Origin of the sequence: Rhizobium zaerense (genome assembly GCF_051810725.1) — a bacterium.
Lineage (GTDB): Bacteria > Pseudomonadota > Alphaproteobacteria > Rhizobiales > Rhizobiaceae > Rhizobium > Rhizobium leguminosarum_I.
In genome coordinates, this window is record NZ_CM132690.1 from 1,482,501 (window position 1) to 1,506,073 (window position 23,573).

19 protein-coding genes, 1 tRNA gene, 2 rRNA genes and 2 pseudogenes (1 of these 24 only partly in view) are annotated in these 23,573 nt (G+C 60.6%); 8 read left to right on the top strand and 16 right to left on the bottom strand.

The window, feature by feature from the left end:
* The 6 genes from ACS4RR_RS07060 to ACS4RR_RS07085 all read left to right on the top strand — a co-directional run.
* Nucleotides 1-1,923, top strand: a 23S ribosomal RNA gene (locus ACS4RR_RS07060) (it extends 955 nt beyond the left edge of the window).
* Between the two features lie 260 nt (nt 1,924-2,183).
* A 5S ribosomal RNA gene (gene rrf / locus ACS4RR_RS07065) occupies nt 2,184-2,298 on the top strand.
* Between the two features lie 145 nt (nt 2,299-2,443).
* Nucleotides 2,444-2,520 (top strand) — tRNA-Met (locus ACS4RR_RS07070).
* Between the two features lie 560 nt (nt 2,521-3,080).
* Entirely contained in the window at nt 3,081-4,082 is a 1,002-nt protein-coding gene (nuoH, locus tag ACS4RR_RS07075; protein ID WP_017965953.1) for an NADH-quinone oxidoreductase subunit NuoH, read from the top strand.
* Between the two features lie 10 nt (nt 4,083-4,092).
* The gene (locus ACS4RR_RS07080; protein WP_456189892.1) at nt 4,093-4,659 is read left to right on the top strand and encodes an NADH-quinone oxidoreductase subunit I; all 567 of its coding nucleotides are present in this window, start codon (nt 4,093-4,095) and stop codon (nt 4,657-4,659) included.
* 44 nt (nt 4,660-4,703) lie between these two features.
* Nucleotides 4,704-5,144, top strand: a complete 441-nt coding sequence (locus ACS4RR_RS07085; protein WP_026154335.1) for a CBS domain-containing protein — start codon at nt 4,704-4,706, stop codon at nt 5,142-5,144.
* A gap of 74 nt (nt 5,145-5,218) precedes the next feature.
* On the opposite strand, the gene nuoG is transcribed toward ACS4RR_RS07085, so the two are convergent.
* The 14 genes and pseudogenes from nuoG to ACS4RR_RS07155 form a co-directional block, all read right to left on the bottom strand.
* Nucleotides 5,219-7,798 carry an NADH-quinone oxidoreductase subunit NuoG gene (nuoG, locus tag ACS4RR_RS07090; protein ID WP_456189893.1) on the bottom strand — a complete coding sequence of 860 codons (2,580 nt, stop codon included), beginning with the start codon at nt 7,796-7,798 and terminating at the stop codon, nt 5,219-5,221.
* 33 nt (nt 7,799-7,831) lie between these two features.
* Nucleotides 7,832-9,096: pseudogene (gene nuoF, locus ACS4RR_RS07095) on the bottom strand (NADH-quinone oxidoreductase subunit NuoF).
* Between the two features lie 4 nt (nt 9,097-9,100).
* Nucleotides 9,101-9,610, bottom strand: a complete 510-nt coding sequence (nuoE, locus tag ACS4RR_RS07100; RefSeq protein ID WP_162117877.1) for an NADH-quinone oxidoreductase subunit NuoE — start codon at nt 9,608-9,610, stop codon at nt 9,101-9,103.
* Between the two features lie 16 nt (nt 9,611-9,626).
* Nucleotides 9,627-10,840 (bottom strand): annotated as a pseudogene (gene nuoD / locus ACS4RR_RS07105) (NADH dehydrogenase (quinone) subunit D).
* A 29-nt stretch (nt 10,841-10,869) separates the two neighbouring features.
* Nucleotides 10,870-11,406, bottom strand: a complete 537-nt coding sequence (locus ACS4RR_RS07110) for an NADH-quinone oxidoreductase subunit C (RefSeq protein WP_162117878.1) — start codon at nt 11,404-11,406, stop codon at nt 10,870-10,872.
* Entirely contained in the window at nt 11,403-11,906 is a 504-nt protein-coding gene (locus ACS4RR_RS07115) for a NuoB/complex I 20 kDa subunit family protein (RefSeq protein WP_260109345.1), read from the bottom strand. The genes ACS4RR_RS07110 and ACS4RR_RS07115 overlap by 4 nt, the downstream gene beginning before the upstream one ends.
* Nucleotides 11,894-12,259 (bottom strand): NADH-quinone oxidoreductase subunit A, encoded by a 366-nt coding sequence (locus ACS4RR_RS07120; protein ID WP_017965944.1) that lies wholly within the window; start codon nt 12,257-12,259, stop codon nt 11,894-11,896. The genes ACS4RR_RS07115 and ACS4RR_RS07120 overlap by 13 nt, the downstream gene beginning before the upstream one ends.
* 153 nt (nt 12,260-12,412) lie before the next feature.
* The gene (locus tag ACS4RR_RS07125) at nt 12,413-13,852 is read right to left on the bottom strand and encodes an NADH-quinone oxidoreductase subunit N (protein WP_260109344.1); all 1,440 of its coding nucleotides are present in this window, start codon (nt 13,850-13,852) and stop codon (nt 12,413-12,415) included.
* Nucleotides 13,849-15,324 (bottom strand): NADH-quinone oxidoreductase subunit M, encoded by a 1,476-nt coding sequence (locus ACS4RR_RS07130; RefSeq protein WP_260109343.1) that lies wholly within the window; start codon nt 15,322-15,324, stop codon nt 13,849-13,851. The genes ACS4RR_RS07125 and ACS4RR_RS07130 overlap by 4 nt, the downstream gene beginning before the upstream one ends.
* An 8-nt stretch (nt 15,325-15,332) precedes the next feature.
* Entirely contained in the window at nt 15,333-17,093 is a 1,761-nt protein-coding gene (locus tag ACS4RR_RS07135) for a Na(+)/H(+) antiporter subunit D (protein WP_260109342.1), read from the bottom strand.
* Nucleotides 17,086-17,340: a hypothetical protein gene (locus ACS4RR_RS07140; RefSeq protein ID WP_017965940.1), complete on the bottom strand. Its 255-nt coding sequence runs from the start codon at nt 17,338-17,340 to the stop codon at nt 17,086-17,088. Before ACS4RR_RS07140 ends, ACS4RR_RS07135 begins: the two co-directional genes overlap by 8 nt.
* Nucleotides 17,337-18,800 carry a monovalent cation/H+ antiporter subunit D family protein gene (locus ACS4RR_RS07145; protein WP_260109341.1) on the bottom strand — a complete coding sequence of 488 codons (1,464 nt, stop codon included), beginning with the start codon at nt 18,798-18,800 and terminating at the stop codon, nt 17,337-17,339. Before ACS4RR_RS07145 ends, ACS4RR_RS07140 begins: the two co-directional genes overlap by 4 nt.
* Nucleotides 18,801-18,805: 5 nt before the next feature.
* Complete coding sequence (gene nuoK, locus ACS4RR_RS07150; RefSeq protein WP_456190138.1) at nt 18,806-19,108, bottom strand: NADH-quinone oxidoreductase subunit NuoK; 303 nt, start codon at nt 19,106-19,108, stop codon at nt 18,806-18,808.
* The gene (locus ACS4RR_RS07155; RefSeq protein WP_260109340.1) at nt 19,108-19,608 is read right to left on the bottom strand and encodes an NADH-quinone oxidoreductase subunit J; all 501 of its coding nucleotides are present in this window, start codon (nt 19,606-19,608) and stop codon (nt 19,108-19,110) included. Before ACS4RR_RS07155 ends, nuoK begins: the two co-directional genes overlap by 1 nt.
* A gap of 478 nt (nt 19,609-20,086) precedes the next feature.
* On the opposite strand from ACS4RR_RS07155, the gene ACS4RR_RS07160 reads away from it, so the two are divergent.
* Nucleotides 20,087-20,890 carry an SDR family NAD(P)-dependent oxidoreductase gene (locus ACS4RR_RS07160; RefSeq protein WP_260109339.1) on the top strand — a complete coding sequence of 268 codons (804 nt, stop codon included), beginning with the start codon at nt 20,087-20,089 and terminating at the stop codon, nt 20,888-20,890.
* 20 nt (nt 20,891-20,910) lie between these two features.
* Complete coding sequence (locus ACS4RR_RS07165; protein ID WP_260109338.1) at nt 20,911-22,305, top strand: FAD-dependent oxidoreductase; 1,395 nt, start codon at nt 20,911-20,913, stop codon at nt 22,303-22,305.
* Between the two features lie 41 nt (nt 22,306-22,346).
* Here the strand turns inward: ACS4RR_RS07165 and ACS4RR_RS07170 are convergent, their stop codons facing one another.
* Nucleotides 22,347-22,682, bottom strand: coding sequence for a hypothetical protein (locus ACS4RR_RS07170; protein WP_029872515.1), 336 nt, complete (start codon nt 22,680-22,682; stop codon nt 22,347-22,349).
* The gene (locus ACS4RR_RS07175) at nt 22,682-23,548 is read right to left on the bottom strand and encodes a DUF6772 family protein (protein ID WP_260111066.1); all 867 of its coding nucleotides are present in this window, start codon (nt 23,546-23,548) and stop codon (nt 22,682-22,684) included. Before ACS4RR_RS07175 ends, ACS4RR_RS07170 begins: the two co-directional genes overlap by 1 nt.
* Between the last annotated feature and the right edge of the window lie 25 nt (nt 23,549-23,573).

Below are 23,573 nucleotides of genomic sequence, written 5' to 3' on the forward strand. Positions count from 1 at the left end.
TCGAGCGAATACCCCCGGGGGTAGAGCACTGGATGGGCTATGGGGACTCACCGTCTTACTGATCCTAACCAAACTCCGAATACCGGGGAGTACTACTCGGCAGACACACGGCGGGTGCTAACGTCCGTCGTGAAAAGGGCAACAACCCTAACCTCCAGCTAAGGTCCCCAAGTCATGGCTAAGTGGGAAAGGATGTGAGGATCCCAAAACAACCAGGATGTTGGCTTAGAAGCAGCCATCATTTAAAGAAAGCGTAACAGCTCACTGGTCTAAATAAGGGTCTTTGCGCCGAAAATGTAACGGGGCTGAAGCCATGCACCGAAGCTGAGGATGTGTAGCAATACACGTGGTAGCGGAGCGTTCCGTAAGCTGATGAAGGGAGACCCGTGAGGGCTCCTGGAGGTATCGGAAGTGCGAATGTTGACATGAGTAACGATAAAGAGGGTGAGAGACCCTCTCGCCGAAAGACCAAGGGTTCCTGCTTAAAGTTAATCTGAGCAGGGTTAGCCGGCCCCTAAGGCGAGGCAGAAATGCGTAGTCGATGGGAACCACGTTAATATTCGTGGGCCTGGTGGTAGTGACGGATTGCACAAGTTGTTCTGGTTTATTGGATTATCAGGGCAGCGGAGCGGTTCCAGGAAATAGCTCCACCGTATAGACCGTACCCGAAACCGACACAGGTGGTCAGGTAGAGTATACCAAGGCGCTTGAGAGAACTATGTTGAAGGAACTCGGCAAATTGCACGCGTAACTTCGGAAGAAGCGTGACCCCATGGTAGGCAACTATTATGGGGTGGCACAGACCAGGGGGTAGCGACTGTTTATCAAAAACACAGGGCTCTGCGAAGTCGCAAGACGACGTATAGGGTCTGACGCCTGCCCGGTGCTGGAAGGTTAAGAGGAGAGGTGCAAGCTTTGAATCGAAGCCCCAGTAAACGGCGGCCGTAACTATAACGGTCCTAAGGTAGCGAAATTCCTTGTCGGGTAAGTTCCGACCTGCACGAATGGCGTAACGACTTCCCCGCTGTCTCCAACATAGACTCAGTGAAATTGAATTCCCCGTGAAGATGCGGGGTTCCTGCGGTCAGACGGAAAGACCCCGTGCACCTTTACTATAGCTTTACACTGGCATTCGTGTCGGCATGTGTAGGATAGGTGGTAGGCTTTGAAGCGGGGACGCCAGTTTCCGTGGAGCCATCCTTGAAATACCACCCTTATCGTCATGGATGTCTAACCGCGGCCCGTTATCCGGGTCCGGGACAGTGTATGGTGGGTAGTTTGACTGGGGCGGTCGCCTCCGAAAGAGTAACGGAGGCGCGCGATGGTGGGCTCAGACCGGTCGGAAATCGGTCGTCGAGTGCAATGGCATAAGCCCGCCTGACTGCGAGACTGACAAGTCGAGCAGAGACGAAAGTCGGTCATAGTGATCCGGTGGTCCCGCGTGGAAGGGCCATCGCTCAACGGATAAAAGGTACGCCGGGGATAACAGGCTGATGACCCCCAAGAGTCCATATCGACGGGGTTGTTTGGCACCTCGATGTCGGCTCATCGCATCCTGGGGCTGGAGCAGGTCCCAAGGGTTTGGCTGTTCGCCAATTAAAGCGGTACGTGAGCTGGGTTCAGAACGTCGTGAGACAGTTCGGTCCCTATCTGCCGTGGGTGTAGGAATATTGACAGGATCTGTCCCTAGTACGAGAGGACCGGGATGGACATATCTCTGGTGGACCTGTTGTCCTGCCAAGGGCATAGCAGGGTAGCTACATATGGACGGGATAACCGCTGAAGGCATCTAAGCGGGAAACCCACCTGAAAACGAGTATTCCCTATCAGAGCCGTGGAAGACGACCACGTTGATAGGCCGGGTGTGGAAGTGCGGCAACGCATGAAGCTTACCGGTACTAATAGCTCGATCGGCTTGATCGTTCTCATTGACTATGCTCATCGAACAAAGTTCGATGTGCCAGACCTTTGTCCTGACGCGCCATGGCGCTGCGGACGGCCCGCCAAACGATTGGCGACGGCCTCTGGCCTGTATGGGTGCCACAAGCACCCGCAGCCGGAAGAGGTTCCAAAAGACGTGTTCAAAACCAGCGAAAGAGAACCAAATAACGCTATTCGCTATTGGCTACTCCCTATTCGCTCCAAATCCAGCTTCTCAAAACAACAAAGTTGCGCTTTGCCGACCTGGTGGTTATGGCGGGGTGGCTGCACCCGTTCCCTTTCCGAACACGGCCGTGAAACGCCCCTGCGCCCATGGTACTTCGTCTTAAGACGCGGGAGAGTAGGTCGCTGCCAGGTCTGCAAAACGCAACTTTGATAAAACAATCTTCTCTAAACAAAACAAACGGCCCATGCCGTCGCAAAAGGGCCGCTCACAAGCGGCCCTTCTGCGTTGAACAGACAGACAAGAAATACCATATTTGCCATAGGCAAAATAAAATGGCGCGGGGTGGAGCAGCCCGGTAGCTCGTCAGGCTCATAACCTGAAGGCCGCAGGTTCAAATCCTGCCCCCGCAACCAAATCCCAAATACACTCCTGAGCAATATCGCTGGCGCGAAGACTTCATCTTCGCTGGCGATGGTAGCTCCTCGTCCTGCGGACCATAACCTGAAGGCCGCAGGTTCAAATCCTGCCCCCGCAACCAAATCCTCTCTAAAGATCAGCACCTACCTTCTTATCGCTGGCGGAAAAGCTTCGCTTTCCCTGGCGATGGTAGCTCTCGTCCTGCGGACCATAACCTGAAGGTCATGAGCGGTCGATCGGGCCAGCCCGATAAAACAGTGACCTGCCACGGAACTTTCATCCTGCAGCGATGAGAGCCTCGGCGGTTTTTGATACGCAAGATGGCGCGGTGCAACCGGCGGAAACGCGGAGCGTTCATCTTGCGCAGCGAGCCACTCGTCTCAAAACGTCCTGAGCCCGGACACATCATAGCCAGCGGCGACATAACTGCGACGGCATTGTATGCGGTGCGTCGCCGTTGTACCATGTAATCTGACAAGTGCGCGCAGTGCTCATTGTATAGCCGGAGCCAAAGTCCGGTCGTGCGCTTCAACCCGATGAATAAGTAGCCGGGATCATGGAACTTATCGTCGCCCTTGGCCTGATCGTCTTGAAGGTCGCGTTCCTGATTGCGATCCTGCTGTTGCTACCCTTGCCGCTGACCTGGCTGGAACGCAAGATCGCCGGGCACATGCAGCAGCGGATGGGGCCGATGCGCGTGGGATGGCACGGGCTGTTGCAGCCGGCGGCGGATGGAATCAAGCTCCTGACCAAAGAGGATCACATCCCGGCCGAGGCCGACCGGTTCCTGTTCAAACTGGCGCCAATCCTGGCGCTCGCCCCGCCCTTTGTGGTGTTCGTCGCGATCCCCTTCGGCGAAACGGTCTCGGTCCTCGGCCACGAGATCACGCTCTACGTCTCCAACATGAATGTGGCGCTCCTTTTCGTTTTCTCGGTGATCGGGATCGAGGTTTATGGCGTGATCTTCGGCGGCTGGGCCTCCAACAGCAAATACGCTGTCCTGGGCAGCCTCAGGACCTGCGCGCAGATGATCAGCTACGAGATCCCGATGGGGTTCGCGGTCATCGGCGTGGTCATGCTGGCGCAATCCATGAGCCTGCTCGAGATCGTGCGGGCGCAGGCCGATGTCTGGAACATCGTCTACCAACCGGTCGGATTCATTGTGTTCTTCGTCGCCGGGCTCGCCGAAGCACAGCGCATTCCCTTCGACCTGGCGGAGGCGGAGGGTGATCTGGGTGCCGGGTTCCATACCGAATACAGCGGTATCCGCTTTGCCTTCTTCATGGTCAGCGAATATGCCATCGTATTGCTTGTGTCGGTGCTGGTGGTGATCCTGTTCTTCGGCGGTTGGAACGGAGTTCTGATTCCCTTGCCACCGCTCTTGTGGTTTGTGCTCAAGATCGCGTTCTTCGTCTATGTGTTTATCTGGTTCCGCTTCACTTTCCCCCGCTACCGCTACGACCAACTGATGGCGATCGGATGGAAAGTCTTGCTTCCTCTTTCAATGGCGAACATAATTATAACCGGTGTACTTTTTGGGGTCGTAGCGGCTCCGTAGCGAGGCGGCGATGTCGCGCGCGCAGGACAGAATTGGAACATGGATTGGTTGGGCGTTCTTTGCCGATCTGGCGAGCGCCTTGGCTCTGACCTTCGGCTACATGTTCTCCAGATCCGTGACCATGCAGTATCCGGACAAGGAAAAGTGGCTGCCCTACTCCCGCTATCGCGGGCATCACTTCCTGACGCGTGATGAAGAGGGCGAGATCAAGTGCGTGGCCTGCGAACTCTGCGCGCAGATCTGTCCCTGCGACTGTATCGAAGTCGTCCCCTACGAGGACGAGAACGGCAAGCGGCACCCGGCCAAATTCGAGATCGACACGGCCCGATGCCTATTCTGCGGGCTGTGCGAGGACGCCTGCCCGGCGGACGCGATCGCGCTTGGCCAGCAATACGAATTCTCGAGTTTTTCCTCAGCTGACCTGGTGATCGGGCGCGATGATCTGCTCGCCAAGCCGGGTAAGGCGGCAACCGGCGGCGGCGTGGTTGCCGCGCGCCTGAATACGAAGAAGGACGTACTTGTCGAGACGAAAGAGACGCAGGGCTACAACTGGTGGCGGAATATCCGGCGAACATGAACGCGCGCCAGCTGTCAAACCGAAGCGCTCGGAAGGAGGCTCAGATGTTTGTCGGTGAAATCATGAAAAACAAGGGTGTCGGTGTCATCACAGTTGCTCCCGATCAGACGATGGTGGAGGTACTGCGGCTGTTTCGAGACAACAATATCGGCTTCGTCGTCGTCAGCCGATCGAACGGCAAATACCTCGGTACGCTGTCGGAGCGGGACTGCTGCAATGCGGTGGCGGAATACGGGGCCGAGGCGGCGATGATGCGGGCCGCTGACATCATGAACCGCAGTGTGGCGACCTGTTCGACACAGGATTTGCTGCCCGTCGCGATGGGGATCATGACCAATCGACGGACGCGTCATGTGCTGGTCATGGACGGGAACGAGGTTACCGGCGTGGTCAGTATCGGGGACGTGGTTAAACACAGGCTCGACGAAGCGCAGCGTACAGAGCAGGATCTGCAGGATTACATCTGCGGGACCAGGTATCACTGACGTCGCCAGATCGATGTAAAGACGCTGGGACACGGCGGCATGCCGGGGGCCTTCCGATGCCCGATCCCAAATCTTCAGACCCCACGCCAGATCCGGTCCGTGCGGTCGAGCTCAAGAGCGGCATGAACCTTCTGGACCTCCACCGGGCATGGGTATTCGCCCCGCCGCATCAGGCTGTTGAGACGCAAGGCTCTATAGTTTTCCGGAACGAAGACGAGGCCCTTGGGAAACCGCCTGTCGACCTTGAGTTGCGCCGTCAGTTCGCCCTGGCCGGAACGCACGATCACCTGATCGCCATCCGACAGGCCAAGCTGCGCGGTATCCTGCGCGCTCATCGCGACATAGGGATCGTTGGCGACTGTGTTCAGGATGTCCGACCGTTCGGAAAGATATCCGTTGTGGAACAGGCAGTCGCCGGTGATCAGCATGAGCCGGTCGGCTGCAGTTGGAACGGGCGGCGGCGCAAGGAACACGCCAGCCGGTAATGTTGGCACTGCCTTGGTGAATGCACCGTCGGCGGCAAGCCCGTCCTGCGTCAACCCCTGATAGGCCGGAACCAGCCGGGCAATCTCGTCGAAAATTTCGGCTTGCGTCGATGGCCGCAGCGCTTGGTTGCGTAGCGCCGCGACGAAGTCGACAATCGCCAGATTGCCTCGCGCCTCGAAAACGGGCTCACGGAATTTGCGAACATTCTGGATCCGGCCCTCATTGTTGGTGAACGTTCCGGATTCCTCGCCGTAGCCCGACGCGGGCAAGACGACCTCGGCCATGCCCGCCGTATCCGTGAGGAACGCGTCCTGCACGATCAGGAGATCGGCGGCGCCAAGCGCCCGCGTCACGAAGTCCCGGTCGGGATAGGCGACCAGGGGGTCGGTTCCGACGATGTAGAGCGCGCCCATCCGCCCACCGACGCAGAGCTCCAGCATGGCGTCGAGATCCGCGCCGGGTTCAGACGGGATTTCGGTGCCCCAGTTTCGTGCAAAAGTTGCGCGCGCCGCGTCATCGGCGACCGCCCGCAGCCCCGGCAGACCCGCCGGCAGGACCCCCATGTCCCAGGCGCCCATCTGGTTGGCACGGTCGAAGAGAAACTGCATCGCCGGGCCCTTGCCTAGCAGGCGGAGGACGTGCAGCAGGTTGTTGAGCTGCTGCAGCGTCGCACGCGCTTCGGGTAATCTCAGGAGGTCGACGCTGACAAGCACGGTGACGCTGCGGCCTTCCCTGAGCGCGGCGGCCAGGCGCTCGGGCCCGTCACTGCCGGCGCCCGCCGCTGGTCTGCCGATTGCCGCATCGATGTCCGCAAAAGCGCCGCCCGGCAAGGCCTGACCAGCCGCCGCCACGAGACCGGCCACTACCGCCGCAAGGCTCGCCGCTTCTCCGCCCGGAGGCACACGAACCACCACCCTGGCATCGGCGTCCAGACGCGATGGCCGCGCCGATAGCATGAGCAATCCGGTCTGCCGCCGCCGCGCGCCGTCCCGCAGCAGGTATTCGGTGACCGGGTTCTCCTCGGTTATGTTGCCTCCGACGACGAGCACGCAGTCGCTGCCGATTAGGTCCTCCAGTGGCTTGCGGCTGTAGAAAGTTCCCAATAGCGGGCCGAGCGTATCGAAGGGCGCGGCCCAGCGTGACGAACAATCAATGTTGTTGGTCCGGAATACTGTTCGCATCAGCTTCTGGAACTGATAAAGCACCTCGTTGGGCAGGCGAGGCGAGGCCAGCCCGCCGGCATCCTTGCTCTCGACGGCCAACAGTCGCCGGTGCAGATAGTCCCCCGCTTCGTCCCAGGAAACCGGAACCAGGGCGCCATCGTGACGGATCATTGGCTGCTTGATCCGGTCCCGGCTTGCAACGAAATCGAGGCCGAAGCGTCCTCGCACGCAGAGAGTTTCGTGGTTGACACCTTCGTCCCACTTCGAGCGCACCCGCATGAACTCGCCCTTGCGCGTGCCCACCGTCAGCTGGCAACCGGTGCCACAATGCGGGCAGACCGTGTCGGTCTCTACGAGATCCCAGGGGCGCGCCTTGTAGCGGTAGGGGAAGCTCATCAGCGCGCCGACCGGGCAGACCTCGACGCAATTGCCGCACTGATCGCAACTCGCCAGACTGCCCTCGAAGCCGGTGACGGCGGTATCCATGCCTTTTTCGACGGTGCCCAGTGCCACCGCGCCGACGACCTCCTCACACATCCGGACGCAGCGCTGGCACTGGATGCAGCGGTTGACGTTCATGATGATGACCGGACTTAAACGAATGTCCTCGGAGTGGAACACACGTTTGTCATCGTGGAATTGGCTTTCGCGGGGGCCGTAGGCCATTACCATGTCCTGGAGCTCGCATTCGCCGCCCTTGTCGCAGATCGGGCAGTCGAGGGGGTGGTTGGCGAGCAGCATGTCGAGCATGGAAGAGCGCGTTTCCTCGATCAGAGGCGTGTTCGTCCGCACGACCATGCCATCGGTGGCCACAGTGGCGCAGGACGGCTGCAGCCGGCGCAGGCCCTCGATCTCCACCAGACACATGCGGCAGGAGGCGAGCGGCGGCAGGCGCTTAATATAGCAGAAGGTCGGGATGTCGATGCCCAAACGCAGGGCGGACTGCAACACCGTCGAGCCAGCCTCAACTTCCAGCGTTTGTCCATCGATCGTGACTTTAAGCATGGTTTCCTCACAAGCCTGGTCCGGCACACTCCTTTAGTGAAACGGGCACCTCCGCTCCTCGACATGGGCGACGAATTCATCTCGGAAATGCGCGAGTGCTGCCCGCAATCCCATCGCTGCACCGTCACCCAAGGCACAAAACGTATTGCCGAAAATGCCCTTGCAGAGCATCTCCAGTTGCTCCAGATCGCCGGGTGCGCCATCCCCGCCTTCAATCCGGCGCAGGACCTTCACGACCCAGTTCAATCCTTCCCGGCAGGGCGTGCACTTGCCGCAGGACTCATGGTGGAAGAACTCGATGACCCTGGTGGCGACCTTGACCATGCAGGTGCTATCGTCGATCACGATAAGGCCGGCCGAACCGAGCATCGAGCCGGCGGCAGCCAGCGAGTCAAAATCCATCCTCACGTCCAGCCCGTGCTCAGGGATGACCGGCGCTGAGACCCCGCCCGGGATCACCGCCTTGATCTTGCGTCCCGGCAGGGCCCCGCCGGCATGTTCCTCGACCAGCTCGCGCAGGGTATGCCCATCGGCAACTCGTAGAGGCCGGGTTTGCGCACCTGCCCACTGAGGCAGTAGAGCTTCGGGCCAGGGCTCTTGTCCGGGCCGATGCCGCGGAACCAGTCCGCGCCCCGCGCCACGATATGCGGCACGCAGGCCAGCGTCTCGACATTGTTGATCACAGTCGGGCTGGCGTAGAGCCCGGCCACGGCCGGAAACGGCGGCTTCAATCGCGGCTGCGCCCGCTTGCCCTCGAGCGACTCGAGCATGGCAGTCTCCTCGCCGCAGATATAGGCGCCTGCGCCGCAATGGATGTGGACGGCGAAATCGAAATTCGAGCCCAGAATGCCCGTTCCCAGATAACCCTTTTCCTGTGCCTCGGCGATCGCCTGCTCCAGGCGACGGATGGCCGTCACATATTCTCCGCGGATGTAGACATAGGCGGTTTTGGCCCCAATCGCATAGGCGCTTACCGCCAGCCCCTCGATGAGCTGATGCGGATCGCGCTCCATGATGATCCGGTCCTTGAAGGTACCTGGCTCCCCCTCATCGGCGTTGCAGCAAAGATATTTCGGCTTGTCGACCTGCTTCGGTACGAAACTCCATTTCATGCCCGTCGGGAATCCGGCACCGCCGCGACCGCGCAGGTTGGACTGTTTGACTAGGTTAACGACCTCGTCAGGCGTGTATTCTCTCAGCGCCTTCGCCAGTGCCTGGTAGCCGCCGCCAGCCTCGTAGGTCGACAGCAGGTGACTGTCCGGCACGGCGACATTCTTGAGGAGAACCGGCTCGAACATGGCGCTACTCTCCCTGCGGTCGCGCAGAGGGCTCGATGCTCGCGACCCGTTCCGCCGTAGCCCGCAGGTTCTCCAAAAGTGCATCTATCCGCGCGACATCAAGGGCGCCATGGTAATCGTCGCCGACCTGCATCACCGGAGCCATCTCGCAGGCACCGAGGCACTCGACGGAGGAAAGCGTGAACAGCCCGTCCGGCGTGGTGTCGCCCTTCCTGATCGCCAGCACCGTTTCCAGATGCTTCAGCAGATCCTCGGCTCCGCACAACATGCAGGAAACATTGTCACAGAGTTGCAGGTGGAACATGCCCACCGGCTCGGTATGGAAGAGCGAATAAAAGGTCGCAAGCTCGTAGACCCAGATCCGTTCGACTCCGAGCGTGTCGGCGACTTCTTCCAGCACCTGACCAGGCAGATGGCCATGCTCCCTCTGCGCGATCAGAAGCGCGGGCATGATCGCAGAGCGCTGGTCGGGATACCGCGCCGCTGCCTCTTTTATCTTTTCGCGCATGGTCATTGCATTCAAATCCCTGCTACTTGTCCACCTCCGCCATCACCGGGTCGAGACTGCCGAGCACGGCGATCATGTCCGCCAGATAGCGGGCGTTGGTCACCCCGAACAGTCCCTGAAGGTTGACGAACGAGGGTGCCCGCACCTTCATGCGGAATGGTTTTGGCGACCCGTCGCTGATGATATAGAAGCCAAGCTCGCCCTTTGGCGCCTCGATCGCCGAATAGACCTCGCCCTTCGGCACCTTGAAGCCATAGGCCGACAGGTCGAAATGCTGGATCAGTGCTTCCATCGAGCAATGCACCTTGTCCTTGTCCACCGGGAAGGCGATTGTTGGCATGTCGATCTGGAACGGCCCCTCGGGCATCTGGTCGAGGCATTGCTCGATGATCCGGACACTCTCGCGCATTTCCTCGACCCGACATTGCCAGCGCGCATAGCAGTCGCCCTCGTCGCGCGTGATGACGTTGAAGTCGAGCCGGTCATAGATCTCATAGGGCTCGTCGCGACGGATGTCCCAGTCGACGCCCGAAGCGCGCAAGTTCGGACCGCTCAGGCCAAGATCGATGGCGTCCTCGGCGGAGATCACGCCGATCCCCTGCGTGCGCTTCAGGAATACCCGGCTGTTTTCGAGCAACCGCTCATAGTCGCGGATCCGGTTTGGGAAGATGTCGCAGAACTCCCTGATCTTGGGAAGGAAACCGTCAGGCAGGTCCTCGCGCACTCCGCCGACCCTGCAGAAGGACGTGTGCATGCGCGCACCGCTGATCATTTCCAGGAGGTCCATGATCATTTCGCGCTCCCGCATGGCGTAGAGCAAGGCGGTCATGGCGCCGAGGTCCATCGGCAGCGCGCCGGTGATCAAGACATGGCCGGAGATCCGTGCCAGCTCGGCCATCATCACGCGGATATATTGTGCGCGATCGGTGCTTCTATGCCGAGGAGTTTCTCCACCGCCAGCGCGAAGGCGAGGTTGTTCGACGGTGGACAGAGGTAGTCGAGCCGATCGGTGAGCGGAAAAATCTGGGTGTAGGTGAAGCTCTCCGCCAGTTTTTCGGTGCCGCGATGGAGGTAGCCGATATGTGGATCCACGCGCTTGACGTACTCGCCGTCCATTTCCAGGACAAGCCGAAGAACCCCATGCGTGCTCGGGTGCTGGGGGCCGAGATTGAGAAGCACCTCCTTGGTGTCGAACGCTTCGCCTTGCGGGCTGATCAGTTCGGTGACTTCGGTCATTTTAGGTTCCCGGCGTGGAGCGGCCTCCCTTATGGAATGTTCTTGGTGGCGAGGTCGGGCTGCGTCGGCGGCGTGCCTTCGGCGCCAAACGGGTTCAGCTTGTCCTTGTAGCCACGGAGCGGAAAATCCTTGCGCTGCGGGAAGCCCTCGAACCCTTCCCACATGTAGATCCGGCGCAAATCGGGGTGGCCCTCGAACCTGATCCCGTACATGTCCCAGGCTTCGCGCTCATGCCAATTGGCGGTTCGCCAGACCCCCGTCACAGACGGGACCCGCGGCGGATCGGCGAGGCGGCATTTGATGCGAACGCGCCATTTGTTCGGTAGCGAATAGAGGTGGTACACCGTCTCGTAGCGTGGCATCTCAGGATAATGATCGACCCCGCAGATGTCCGACAGGAAGTTGAACCGCAACGCCGGGTGTTCCTTCAGAAACCGGCAAAGCTCGACGATCGTGTCAGGCGGAGCGGCGAAGGCATGTACACCATGCGCGAAGCCAAGATCGTCGATTGTCTCGCCGAAACGCTCCGTGATCGTCGTGCGGATGAGGGGCGTCTCCACACTCATGACGCTGCAACTCGATCCAGAGGAGTCCCGGCCAGTGCTCGGGATTTTTTGATCTTCTCCTGAAGTAGCAGGAACCCATGCATCAGCGCCTCGGGCCGCGGCGGGCAGCCGGGCACATGCACGTCCACCGGCACGAAGGTCTCCGCTCCCTGCGCCACCGCATAGGTGTTGTAGACCCCGCCCGAGATAGCGCAGGTGCCCATTGCGATAACCCAGCGCGGCTCCGGCATCTGGTCATAAAGCCTGCGCACGACGGGAGCGAATTTCCGCGTCACGGTGCCGGCGATAATCATCACGTCGGACTGGCGCGGCGAAGGCCGGAACACCACGCCGAACCGGTCGAGATCATAGCGGGCGCACCCCGCCGAGATCATCTCGATGGCGCAGCAGGCAATTCCGAAGGTCTCGGGCCACAGCGCCGATTTTCGGCTCCAGTTGATAACGCTCTCGGCGGTGGTGAACAGCACGCTGTCGCGGATCGAATTGTTTACGCTTCCCATTCCAGCGCTCCCTTCAGCCAGGCGTAGGCGAAGCCCACAAGAAGCAGCACTATGAAGACGAACATCTCGACATAACCGACGAGGCCGATGTCTTTCAGGACAACGGCCCAGGGAAAGAGGAACATCGTCTCGACATCGAAAACGACCAACAGGATCGCGAGAATAAAGAACTGCACCCTAAAGCGGCCCCCGGCGGCCTCGCCTGCTGGGTCCATGCCGCATTCATAGGGCATGTTCTTTTCGGGATAGGGATTGGACGGGCGCAGCAGTGAGGAGACAAAAAGCGTCGCCCCTGTCACCAGAACAACTCCGGCGACCATGAAAAGAACCGGCAAGAATTCCATTGCAGCCATATCGCACTGCACCGGTTACCCACTGAAAGCTTTCCTAAGGCCGCGACCGCCCTGTTCAGGATGGTAATGCGGTCGCCCCGGGAAAGGGCTTGGGTAATCCTTTCTTGAGCTTCGAGTTTATTCCGTCGGGCAGATCATTGCAAATTCAATCGGTCAGCCGCCAAACACCGAGTTTTGAGCAAGCCGCAGAAACCACGCGGGAAACAGGCCGATGCCGATGGTGCCCAAGGCGGTGAAGGCGAGCGTGGTGCGTACCCAGGGAGTCAGCGCAGGCTCGAACGTCCTCTCCGGCTCGCGCATGTAGATCACCATGACTATGCGGATGTAAAAATAGGCGGCGACGGCGCTCAGCAGCACCGCGATCACCGCCAGCATGACGAAACCTCGCTCGACCAGCGCGAGCAGCACGTAGAATTTGGCGAAGAACCCGGCCGTCGGCGGAATGCCGGCCAGCGAGAACAGATAGAGCAGCATCAGAAGCGCCAGACCGGGATGCGACTTGGCGAAACCCGCGTAATCTTCAATGACCTCGCCTGAGAAATCGCCGTTCCGCATCATGATGACGGCGCCGAAAATACCGAGATTCATGAGGGAGTAGATCAGCAGGTAGAGCATCACGCTGGCGATTCCGTCCGCGCCGCCGGCCACCACGCCGAAAAGGGCGAACCCGGCATGGGCAATGCTGGAATAGGCCAGGAGGCGCTTGAAATTATCCTGCACCAGCGCGACGAAACTTCCGAGCGCCATCGTCACCACCGCAATGACCGCGACGATGATCCAGACGTCCGAGGCCGCGACCAGCGGGTTGAGGAACACCCGCAGGATCGCCGCAAATCCTGCCGCCTTAGGGCCTACCGACATGAATGCGGTGATCGTCGTCGGCGCGCCTTCGTAGACGTCCGGCACCCACATATGAAACGGCACCGCGCCGACCTTGAAGACCAGCCCCGCGACGATGAAGACCTCTGCCAGCAGCAATCCCGGATCGAGCGGGTCGTCGGTCACAGCCGCAGCCATCCCGTCCAGTTGCGTCGTGCCGGTGAGCCCGTACATCAACGAAACGCCGTAGAGGAAAATCCCGGTCGAGACCGCGCCAAGGATCACGTATTTCAGCGCCGCTTCGTTCGACCGCCGCTCTCGCCGCAGGAAGCCGGTCAGCACATAGGTGCAGAGCACCATCAGTTCGAGGCCCACATAGATCGAGAGGAGATCGGTCGCCGAAGCCATGATCATCATTCCCGACAGCGAAAAGAGCAGCAGGACATAGTATTCGCTGCTCCCGATCCCTTCGATTTCCGCATATTTTCGCGAAAGGAGGAATGTCAGGATGGTGGCCAGGTAGAACACGAACTTGAAGAAGACCGCGAAGCGATCGGCGATGAACATGCTCGTGTAGGCCGGCCGCACCTCGCTCGAAAGCATGAGTGTCGCCATGGCGGCAATCAGCACGACCGCGACGGAGGCCCAGACAAGGAAATGTTCCTGGCCCTTGCGCACAAGCTGTCCCAGGATCAAAAGGATGCAGGCTCCAGTGATCACCACGATCTCGGGCAGGCTTGCGAGAGCCGACTGGAAAAGTGCTGCGGCAGTCATTGGCCGCTCCCTTTATCATGCGCCTGAGCCAGCAGATGCTTCACCGAGACGTCGATAATGTTGAGAAAGGGTTTCGGATATAGCCCGGCCCAAAGCACGAAGACGGCCAGCGGCAGGATCGCGACCATCTCGCGGGCGTTCACGTCGCGTATCTTGAATCGGACACCGACGCTGGCCGGGCCTAGCGCGACTTTCCTGTACATGCCAAGCAGATAGGCCGCGCCCAATAACGCGCCAAAAACGGCGGGCGCGCCGATGGCGAGGTTGGCCGCAAAACCGCCCGACAGCACCAGCAGTTCGCCCACGAACGAATTCGTCCCCGGCAGCGCCATTGACGACAGAGTGAACAGCGCCAGAAATGCCGTATAGACCGGCGCCGCCTTCATCAGCCCGCCGTAATCTGCAATGCTTCGCGTGTGTGTCCGCTCGTAGATCAGGCCGACGAACAGGAACAACGCGCCGGTCGTTACGCCATGATTGAACATTTGCAGGATGGCGCCCTCGAGCCCGCGGAGGTTCAGCGCAAAAATCCCCAGCGTCACGAAGCCCATGTGGCTGATGCTGGAATAGGCCACCAGCTTCTTCAGGTCGTCCTGCGCCAGCGCAAGCAACCCGCCGTAGACGATCGCAAGCGCCGAAAGCGAAAGCATCAGCGTCGAATAATACACCGACGCCTCCGGCAGCATCGACAGCGAGAACCGCAGGAACCCGTAGGCGCCCATCTTCAGGAGCACCCCTGCAAGGATGATGCTGCCTGCCGTCGGCGCCTGTACATGGGCGTCCGGCAGCCAGGTATGGACCGGCACCATCGGCACTTTGACGGCGAAGGCGATCAGGAAGGCGAAGAACAGCCAGGACTGGACCGGGAACGGCAAATCCTGCGCTGTCAGCGTGACGATGTCGAAGGTCTCGCCGCCGTTGAAATAGAGCACGATGACACCGATGAGGAACAGGAGGCTGCCCGCCAGCGTGTAGAGGAAGAACTTGAACGCCGCATAGACCCGGCCTTCGCCGCCCCAGACGCCGATGATCAGGTACATCGGGATCAGCATCGCCTCCCAGAAGACGTAGAACAGGAACAGGTCGAGCGCGCAGAACACCCCCAGCATCAGCGTCTGCATGGAGAGCAGACTGACCATGAACGCCTTCACCTTGCGGTCGATCGCGACCCACGAGGCGAGCACGCATATCGAGCCCAGCAGAGCGGTCAGGAAAACGAAGAGCGCGCTTATCCCGTCGATGCCAAGCGCATAAGTGATCCCGAGCGCGGGCACCCATAGGCGCTTCTCGGTGAACTGCATCGCGTGGGTCGTGGTGTCAAAGCTCGCCAGCATGGCGATGCAGAGAGCGAGATCGAGGATGGTGACGGCCAGCGCGGTCCACCGCACCGCATCGTCGCTGCGCAGAAACATCAGAACCGCTGCCCCGGCGACGGGCGTGAATACGATGAGACTGAGTAGCGGCAATCCCATCACGCCCCCTACCGCCACACCACGGCGAAGACGACAGTGGCTGCGATCACACCACCGATCATCGCCAGCGCGTAATGGGTCACGACGCCGGTCTGGAGGCGCCGCAGCGTCCCGCCACCATTCAGGATCGCCCGGGCGACGCCATTCACGATGGCATCCACACCGGCGAGATCAATCCACAGTCCCGCCCGCGCCGCCCCATGCAGGAAAGGCAGAACCGCGGTCTCGGACACCTCACTCACCGTCTTCTCGTAGCGCGTCAGCGGTTTTCCGGCGATCCACATGAAGACCCGCGCGCCCTTGCGGTAGAACCAGTCGGTGTCGATGCTGATCGTGTTCTCGGGGTCGAGTGCCCTGAGGAATATGACAAAACCCAAGGCGGTGAACATCAGCACGCCAAGGCTCTCGGTGACATGGACGCCGGTGTAGGGCTCGAAGTCGACCGGATAGGGTAGAAGTGCGTAAAGCGGCTGCGGGACGACGCCGATCGCGATGCAGAGCACCGCCGCCATGCCCATCGCAACCAGCATGTTGCGGGGCGGCTCCCGCGCCTCCAGCTTCCGGTCCGTGCCAAAGAACATGTAATAGGGGAGCTTGAGACCGGTGTGGAGGAATGTCCCCGCCGACGCCATCGTCAGTGCCAACACCACCAGCGCGCGGTGATCCTGCCCGGCGGCGGCCACCACCATCGACTTGGTGACGAAGCCCGAGAAGAATGGAAATGCCGAAATCGCGAAAGCGCCAACCATGTAGAGCGCCACGGTCACCGGCATGGTCTTGTAGAGCCCACCAAGCTCGGTGAGCTTGCGCCGGCCGGTGACGTAAATCACCGCCCCAGTACCCATGAACAAGAGCGCCTTGTAGAGGATATGTGCGAAAGCATGACTGGTGGCCCCGTTCACCGCCATCTCGGTGCCGATGCCGACGCCCGCCACCATGTAGCCCACCTGGCTAACGATGTGATAGGCCAGTAGCCGCCGGCAGTCGTTCTCCAGCACCGCGTAGACGACGCCGTAGAGCGCCATCGCGGTACCGAGCCAAACGAGAAGTTCAGTTCCCGGAAACGCCCGCGCCAGCACATAGACGGCGGTCTTGGTGGTGAAGGCGCTCATGAACACCGCGCCGGTGACCGTCGCCTCCGGGTAAGCGTCGGTCAGCCAGGCGTTGAGCGGCGGCACAGCGGCATTGAGCATGAACCCGGCAAGGATCAGGTAAGCGCCGACGCCCATCTCGCCTGCGATCGGGCCGAAGAGCAGCGAGCCAGTCGAGAGCCCGTAGAGAATGACGCCGCCAAGTAGGACGACGCCGCCAGTGAAATGGACCATGAGATACCGGAACCCGGCGGCGATCGCCTGTCGACCGCCTTCGGCGAAGACCAGGTAGGCAGAGGCAAACGCCATGCCTTCCCAGAACAGGTAGAGCGTCAAGTAGTCGCCGGCGAACACGACGCCGAGGGCGCTGCCGACGTAGACAAATGCAGCGACATGCTGGCCGGGGCGAGGCAGGTGCAGCGCATAGACCGTTCCAATCAGCGCCATGATGGTGAAAACGGTGGCGAAGACGATGCTCAGCTTGTCGACCTTGGCGATGAGGATTTCCTGCCCGACGAACTGCGTCGCGCCGTAGCTTCCCGGTTGTATCGTCAGCACGGCGAGGATCGCCAGCGCCGGGATCAGCAGCAGATAGGCTTTGCGGATCGATCCGTTCAGGAAAGGGATCGGCAGGGCGCCGAGAATGAACAGCAGGGCGGGATGGACGAAGTCAGTCATAATAGTCCTCGCGCCGCATGAGCCCAGCCCGGTGGCCAAGGAACTTGGAAACGAAAATCAGCAGCACGCAGGATAAGAAGCCGTAGGCGGCCGACCAGCCCGGCAGGCGGTCCCAGAGGTATTCTGCGTGTTCGCGGTGGACCAGAAAGTCGGAGATAACGGTCAGAACGAGCACCAGATAGAACAGCCGGCGGCGCTGGTTTGCATGTTCCTCGTCACCAAAGAAGTCGACGACACGCTTGATCATCTGACAACTCCTTCCGCCAGGGCGAGGAAATAGCCGGGAAAGATGCCCATCGACACCGACAAGATGGCAGTCGCAACCAGCGGGATCGTCATCATCGGAATTTCGCGGACCGTCGCCGGGCTCTCCTGCGCTTCCGTCCCGAAAAAGGCGGCATAGCTGACAGGCAGGAAATAAGCTGCGTTCAGGACTGAGCTCGCAAGGAGCACGACCAGGAACGCAATTTCGCCCGCCTCCACCGAGCCCCGCGCCAGATACCACTTGCTGACGAAGCCCCCGGTCGGCGGCACCCCGATCATGCTCAGCGAGGCGACGAAAAAAGCACCCATCGTCCAAGGCAGCCTGCGGCCGATGCCGGCCATGTCGCTGATATTCCGCTTTCCCGATGCGCAAAAGATCGAGCCGGCGCAGAAGAAGAGGGTGATCTTCGAGAACGCATGCGCCGCAATGTGGACGATGCCGCCGACCATCGCGACGGGCGACAACAGAACCGCGCCCAGAACGACGTAGGAGAGCTGGCTGACCGTCGAATAGGCGAGCCTCGCCTTCAGGTCGTCCCGCGTCAGCGCATAGACGGACGCCATCAAGATCGTGAAGGAGACCAGATAGGCCGTGGCGATGCCCAGCCCAAGCCCGCCCACCAGCCCCGTGCCGAAAACGTGAAACACCACCCGCAGCACGCAGAACACGCCCATCTTGACCACGGCCACTGCATGCAGGAGCGCGCTGACCGGTGTCGGCGCCACCATCGCGGCAGGCAGCCAGGCGTGCATCGGCATTACCGCAGCCTTGGCGAAACCGAAAAGGTAGCAGAAATAGACGACCGTCAGCATCGCGGCAGAAGCATCGCTCCTTGCCAGCAGGCCCCCCGACACAAAATCGAACGACCCCGCAATGTGGTAGGTCAGCGCCAGCGCGGCGAGAAGCAGGCTTTTCGACGCGCCCATCAAATAGACGAGGTACTTGCGGCTGCCCGCCCATCCCTGTTCATCCTCGTGGTGGTAAACAAGCGGATAGGTCACGAGGCTAAGCATCTCGTAGAAGATCACCAGCGTGAATAGATTGGCGGAAAAGGCGCCCCCGACGGCCGCCGCGAGGCTGGTGGCGAAGCAAGCGAAGAACCTAGTCTGCGCATGCTCGTTCAAGTGGCGCATGTAGCCGATGGAATAGATCGCCGCCACGATCCACAGGAGCGACGAGACGGTGGCGAATACCATGCCGAGCGCATCCACCCGGAAAGCGAAGTCTATCCCCGGCAAAATCTCGAACAGGCGCAATTCGACCGTCCCGCCCGCCAACACCGTGGGCGCCATCGAGGCGACAATCGCGAACATGACGATTGCAGCGAGCGGCGAGACGATATCGCGGAGCTTCTCGCGGTTGTGCAGAAGGAGAACGGCAAGGGCCGCCAGGCCTGCTATGGCGACGGCAAGCAGCGGCCGGATCGATATCACCGGGTCCAAAGCCGCTATCCTTTCATCATGGTCACTTCGTCGACCTTGAGGGTGGATTTGTTCCTCACGAGGGCGACCAGGATACCGAGGGCGACGGCAACTTCCGCCGCTGTGATTGCGATGACGAAGATCGCGAAGATCTGCCCGCGGAAATCGCCGTGGTAACGCCCGAAAGCGATGAAATTGATGTTGACCGAGTTGAGCAGCAGCTCCAGCGACATCAGCAAGACCAGGATATTGCGCCTGACCAGCACGCCAGCTGCTCCGATCACGAACAGGACCACTCCGAGTAGAATGTACCACGAGAGCGGAACCATCATCCCTGCTCCTTCCGCGCCAGCACGATGGCGCCGACCAGGGCGGCCAGAAGGATGACGGACGCAGCTTCAAACGGCAGGAGATAGTCGGCGAAAAGTGTCGTGCTGAGCTGCCTGGTCTGATCGCCGCCGCTCATGGCAGCGGGCTCCGTGATCGAAAAGCGGTCGGTCCAGAGCACCAGCACAAGCATCTCGATCCCAAGCAGGATGAGCAGCACCATGGCTGGCAGGTTGCCGCCCGGCAAGAACCGCTGCAACACCGCTTCGCGTACATCGATCATCATGATCACGAACAGGAACAGGACCATGATCGCGCCGACATAGACGAAGATCTGGATGACCGCGAGCAACGGCGCCTCGAGCATAACGAAGATTGCCGAGATGTTGAGGAAACACGCCATCAGCGACAATGCGCTGTGCACCGGATTTCGGGCCAAGACCACCGTCAGGGCCGTGATCACGGACACCGTAGCGAACAGAAGAAAGAACCCCTGATCCATCGACGCCGACCCTCCGACGCGAACTGCTATCCGGCGCGAGACGGCCGGATTTGAGATTGCGCCGCAAATTCCGATGCGTTCACAAATTGTGCCCTAATATCGGATTTTTCACAAGTTTATTGTCATTGGCGGAGCAAACCAGGCCGGTCCGGATGTGGCGAAGGTCGCTTGCGAAGCGCGCGCTTTCGGACCGGTGAAGCGGCCGGAGCTTTCCTGTTTTGCCAAGTGGCACGACAAGAGAGATTTGACGTTAGAAATCGCTGCAGCGAGCGCATTGGTTTCGCCATGACGGCATTGATCGCACCGATCGATGCAGCGCGATCAACGAGTTATTCCACCGTCCTGCGTGAGACAGTGCGAAACTCCGCTTCCAGACAGCGTATCGCCTCCACATTGCGCTTTACAACTATATAACATAGTTGCTACGTTGCTAGCGATGGGAAGGCGAGCCTGCTGACTGGTTGTTGCGCTGCCCTTAATGAACGAGGCTGCGACGATGCTTGGGACCTATGCTACTTTTTCCAACGATAGTTTTGCGGGCCGAAGCGTGCTTATCACGGGCGCAGCGAGCGGAATGGGTCTAGAAACTGCAAGGGCCTTCGCCAGCAAGGGCGCGGAAGTCGTCATGGCCGATCGTGATGAGGCGGGGCTGGAGCGCTATGGTGCGGAGCTGCGCAATGGCGGCGGGGCCGTTCACACCGTGACGGTGGATGTCAGCGATCAGGAAAGCATCGACAAGGCCTTCGATTATTGTGACGCCAATCTGGCGCGTCTCGATAACGTTGTGACGTGTGCAGCGATCATCACAGCCAAGCGTATATTCGAGCAGGATTGGGCGCATTGGCATCGCGTGCTCAATGTCAATCTGCTCGGCAGCTTCTTCGTCGTGCAGGCGGCGGTCAAACGCATGCTCGACAACACCGATGGCGGCAACATCGTCTGTATCGCCTCGGATGCCGGCGTGCATGGCGGCGGCGGGCTGATCGCCGATACCGCCTATGCGGCATCGAAAGCAGGAACCTTGTCGATGGTCAAGTCGGTAGCGCGGGAACTTGCGGGCAAGAAGATCCGCATCAACGCGCTGAACCCCGGACCGACGGATTCCCCGATGCACTCCCATATTGACCAGTCGCTGAAGGACCGCATCGCCGGCAATCTGCCGATGCGGCGCATGGGGCGGCCGGAGGATATGGCGGCGGCAATCATGTTCCTGTGCTCGGATGCAGCCAGCTTTACCTACGGCGCCGCGCTTGATGTCGACGGCGGATCGATGTTCCGCTAGGCCGGGGAGGGGATAAAACTATGCAGCAGACAGCTCGCCGTTACGCCTATTCGGCCGATATTCCCGAACTCGATGATGTCGATGTGCTCGTCATCGGGGGCGGACCATCGGGATTATCGGCGGCGGTCGCGGCGGCACGTCTTGGCGTGCGGGTACGCCTTGTGGAGCGCTACGGCTTCCTCGGCGGCAACCTCACGGCGGGCCTCGTCGGCCCCTGCATGACCTCCTATTCGCTCGACGGCAGCCAGCAACTGATCCGCGGCATCTACGAAGAATTCGTTCAGCGGATGATGGCGCTCGGCGGCGCGTTGCATCCGAGCACGATCCCGGCAGGTTCGGCCTATTGCGGCTTCATCGTCTACGGCCACGACAAGGTGACCCCTTTCCAGCCTGAGGCGGCAAAGGTCGCGGCGCAGCGCATGTGCGTCGAGGCAGGAGTGGAATTGTTGCTGCACACCATGGTCGTCGATGCGATCGTTGATGACCATGATGCGGACAATCCCCGGGTGCTCGGAGTCGTTTGCGCCGGCAAGGGCGGGCTGAGGAGCGCTCGTGCCAAGGTCGTCGTCGATTGCTCGGCCGACGGCGATGTCGCCCATTATGCCGGTGTCCATACCCGCCAGGGGCGGGAAAGCGACGGCCTTTCCCAGCCGCAGACACTGTTCTTCCGCGTGCAGAACGTCGACGACCAGGTGGTGGAGGATTACATCCGCGCGCATCCGCAGGACTTTCGGCCTTTCGCCTCGATCGTCGCCAAGGCGACGGCAGAGGGCCGCTTTCCCGCGCCTCGCCGCGGCATCGGCCTATACAAAACCATGGAACCGGGCGTCTGGCGCATCAATACCGGCCGCGTGTTGCGCCGCAATGGGGCTGACGCCCTTGAGCTCTCACTTGCCGAGGTCGAAGGTCGGGAGCAGACCGTGGCGCTGCTCGATTTCTTCCGCGACAACCTGCCCGGCTTCGAACAGGTGGAGCTGCGGGACACGGCAACTCAGATCGGTGTGCGGGAAACCCGACGGATCGACGGCGCTTACGAACTGACGCTGCAAGATTTGCATTCCGGCCGCGCCTTCGACGATGTCGTGGCGTTGTGCGGCTATCCGCTCGATATTCACGACCCCACAGGTTCGGGCGGTGGTACCGGTGGCGCGGGGCTCGATGCCGCCAATATCTACCAGATACCTTACCGGGTCATGCTGCCGCGCATTCATGAAGGCCTGTTGGTGTCCGGCCGCGCGGTTTCGGCGACGCATGAGGCGCTCAGCGCCATTCGTGTCATGCCGCCCTGCTTTGCGCTCGGCCAGGCGGCCGGTGTTGCCGCAGCACTTTCGGTCGGCAACAGGGCCAGCCCCCGGCATGTCGACTACGCGGATTTGCGCAGGGAACTTCTGGCCCAGGGCGCCTATCTTGGCTGACGGAAGGAGAAAGCGCGGAAGCGATACCCGCGTTTCTCAAATCAAGCCTTCAGATGAAGGGTCACGAGCACGGTGCATTCAGCGCCATCGGCAAAGCGGGTTGCAACGCGCAGCCAATTGCCGAAGGCGTTGAGCCGGGCCACGGCAATGCCGTCCTGTTCGCCCGGCATGACGAATTCCGTTCCTTCTCGAACCCAGTGCATGCCGTCAGGCGAGATCTCCACCCAGCCCTTGGGTACAGTGCCGACGGGAGGCTTCAATGCCCGAATAAAGAACACGGCTTCATGCGCCCAGCCGGCCTCATAGGGTTCGCTCGCGGCGTCACCGCTCCAGCGCTCATTGCGGGTTATCACCGCCGTGATGTTTTCGGGAAGCATCAAAAATCCCCTGAAATGCAGATGGAATCAACGTAGAGAAAGGCACGTTTTGCGACATCCGTCTCGGCGAACAGGCAGAAGTTCAGCATGCACCAGAGATTTTTCATCGCCGGAATCCGGATCGACTCGAAGCCGGATACGTCGAAATTCCGGTCGTTGCATTGCAAGCCGGAAGCCTTCATGGAGGCGAGGTCGAAATCGAAGCGCATATAGCTCCAGTTCACCTTCGTCGGGATCTCGTTGTAGCAGAGCCGTTGTTCACCATCCGGCAAGTCCAGCCAGCCTTCCGGCGCCAGGTGATAGTGGCTTACGGTCTTGTCTTCCCGGCCGATGGCTGTGAAGGACGTGGTCTCACGCTTGTACTGCCATTTCTGCAAGTGCTTGCCGTCGAGTGCATTGAGAAAGCGCAGATGCGGCATGACCCGCTCGCCATTTCCGTCCCGATCGCCGCATTGCAGGTCGAACAGGAAGCCGATCGATCGCACGTCGGTTTCCGATAGTTTCAGTTCCGTCGCCTCCGGCTTGAACGTGAAGAAAATCTCGAAGCGGATCGGCCCGCGCTTGCGGAAGGTATGGCGCTTGATTGCAACGTTCTGGGCACCGGGCTTTGCCTTTGTGGCGATCTTGAGCGCATAGGACGAATCCATGCCGCCGTGGGATCCCGCATCCCAATGTCCGAGAGTTGAGAGCATGGCGCTCGAGTGCTGGGCAAAGCCCGGCAGCATGACGTCGAGGCTGTCCTCGTAATTGCCGACCAACTGTGACCAGCCGCAATGCCCGCGCGAAAAGTCGTCAAAGGACAGGATGCGCGGCAGAGGATCGAAACGGCTGAGCGCCGGATCTGCACGAAGCATGGCGAGCCTCATGGCTTCCATCATGTCGGCTATGGAA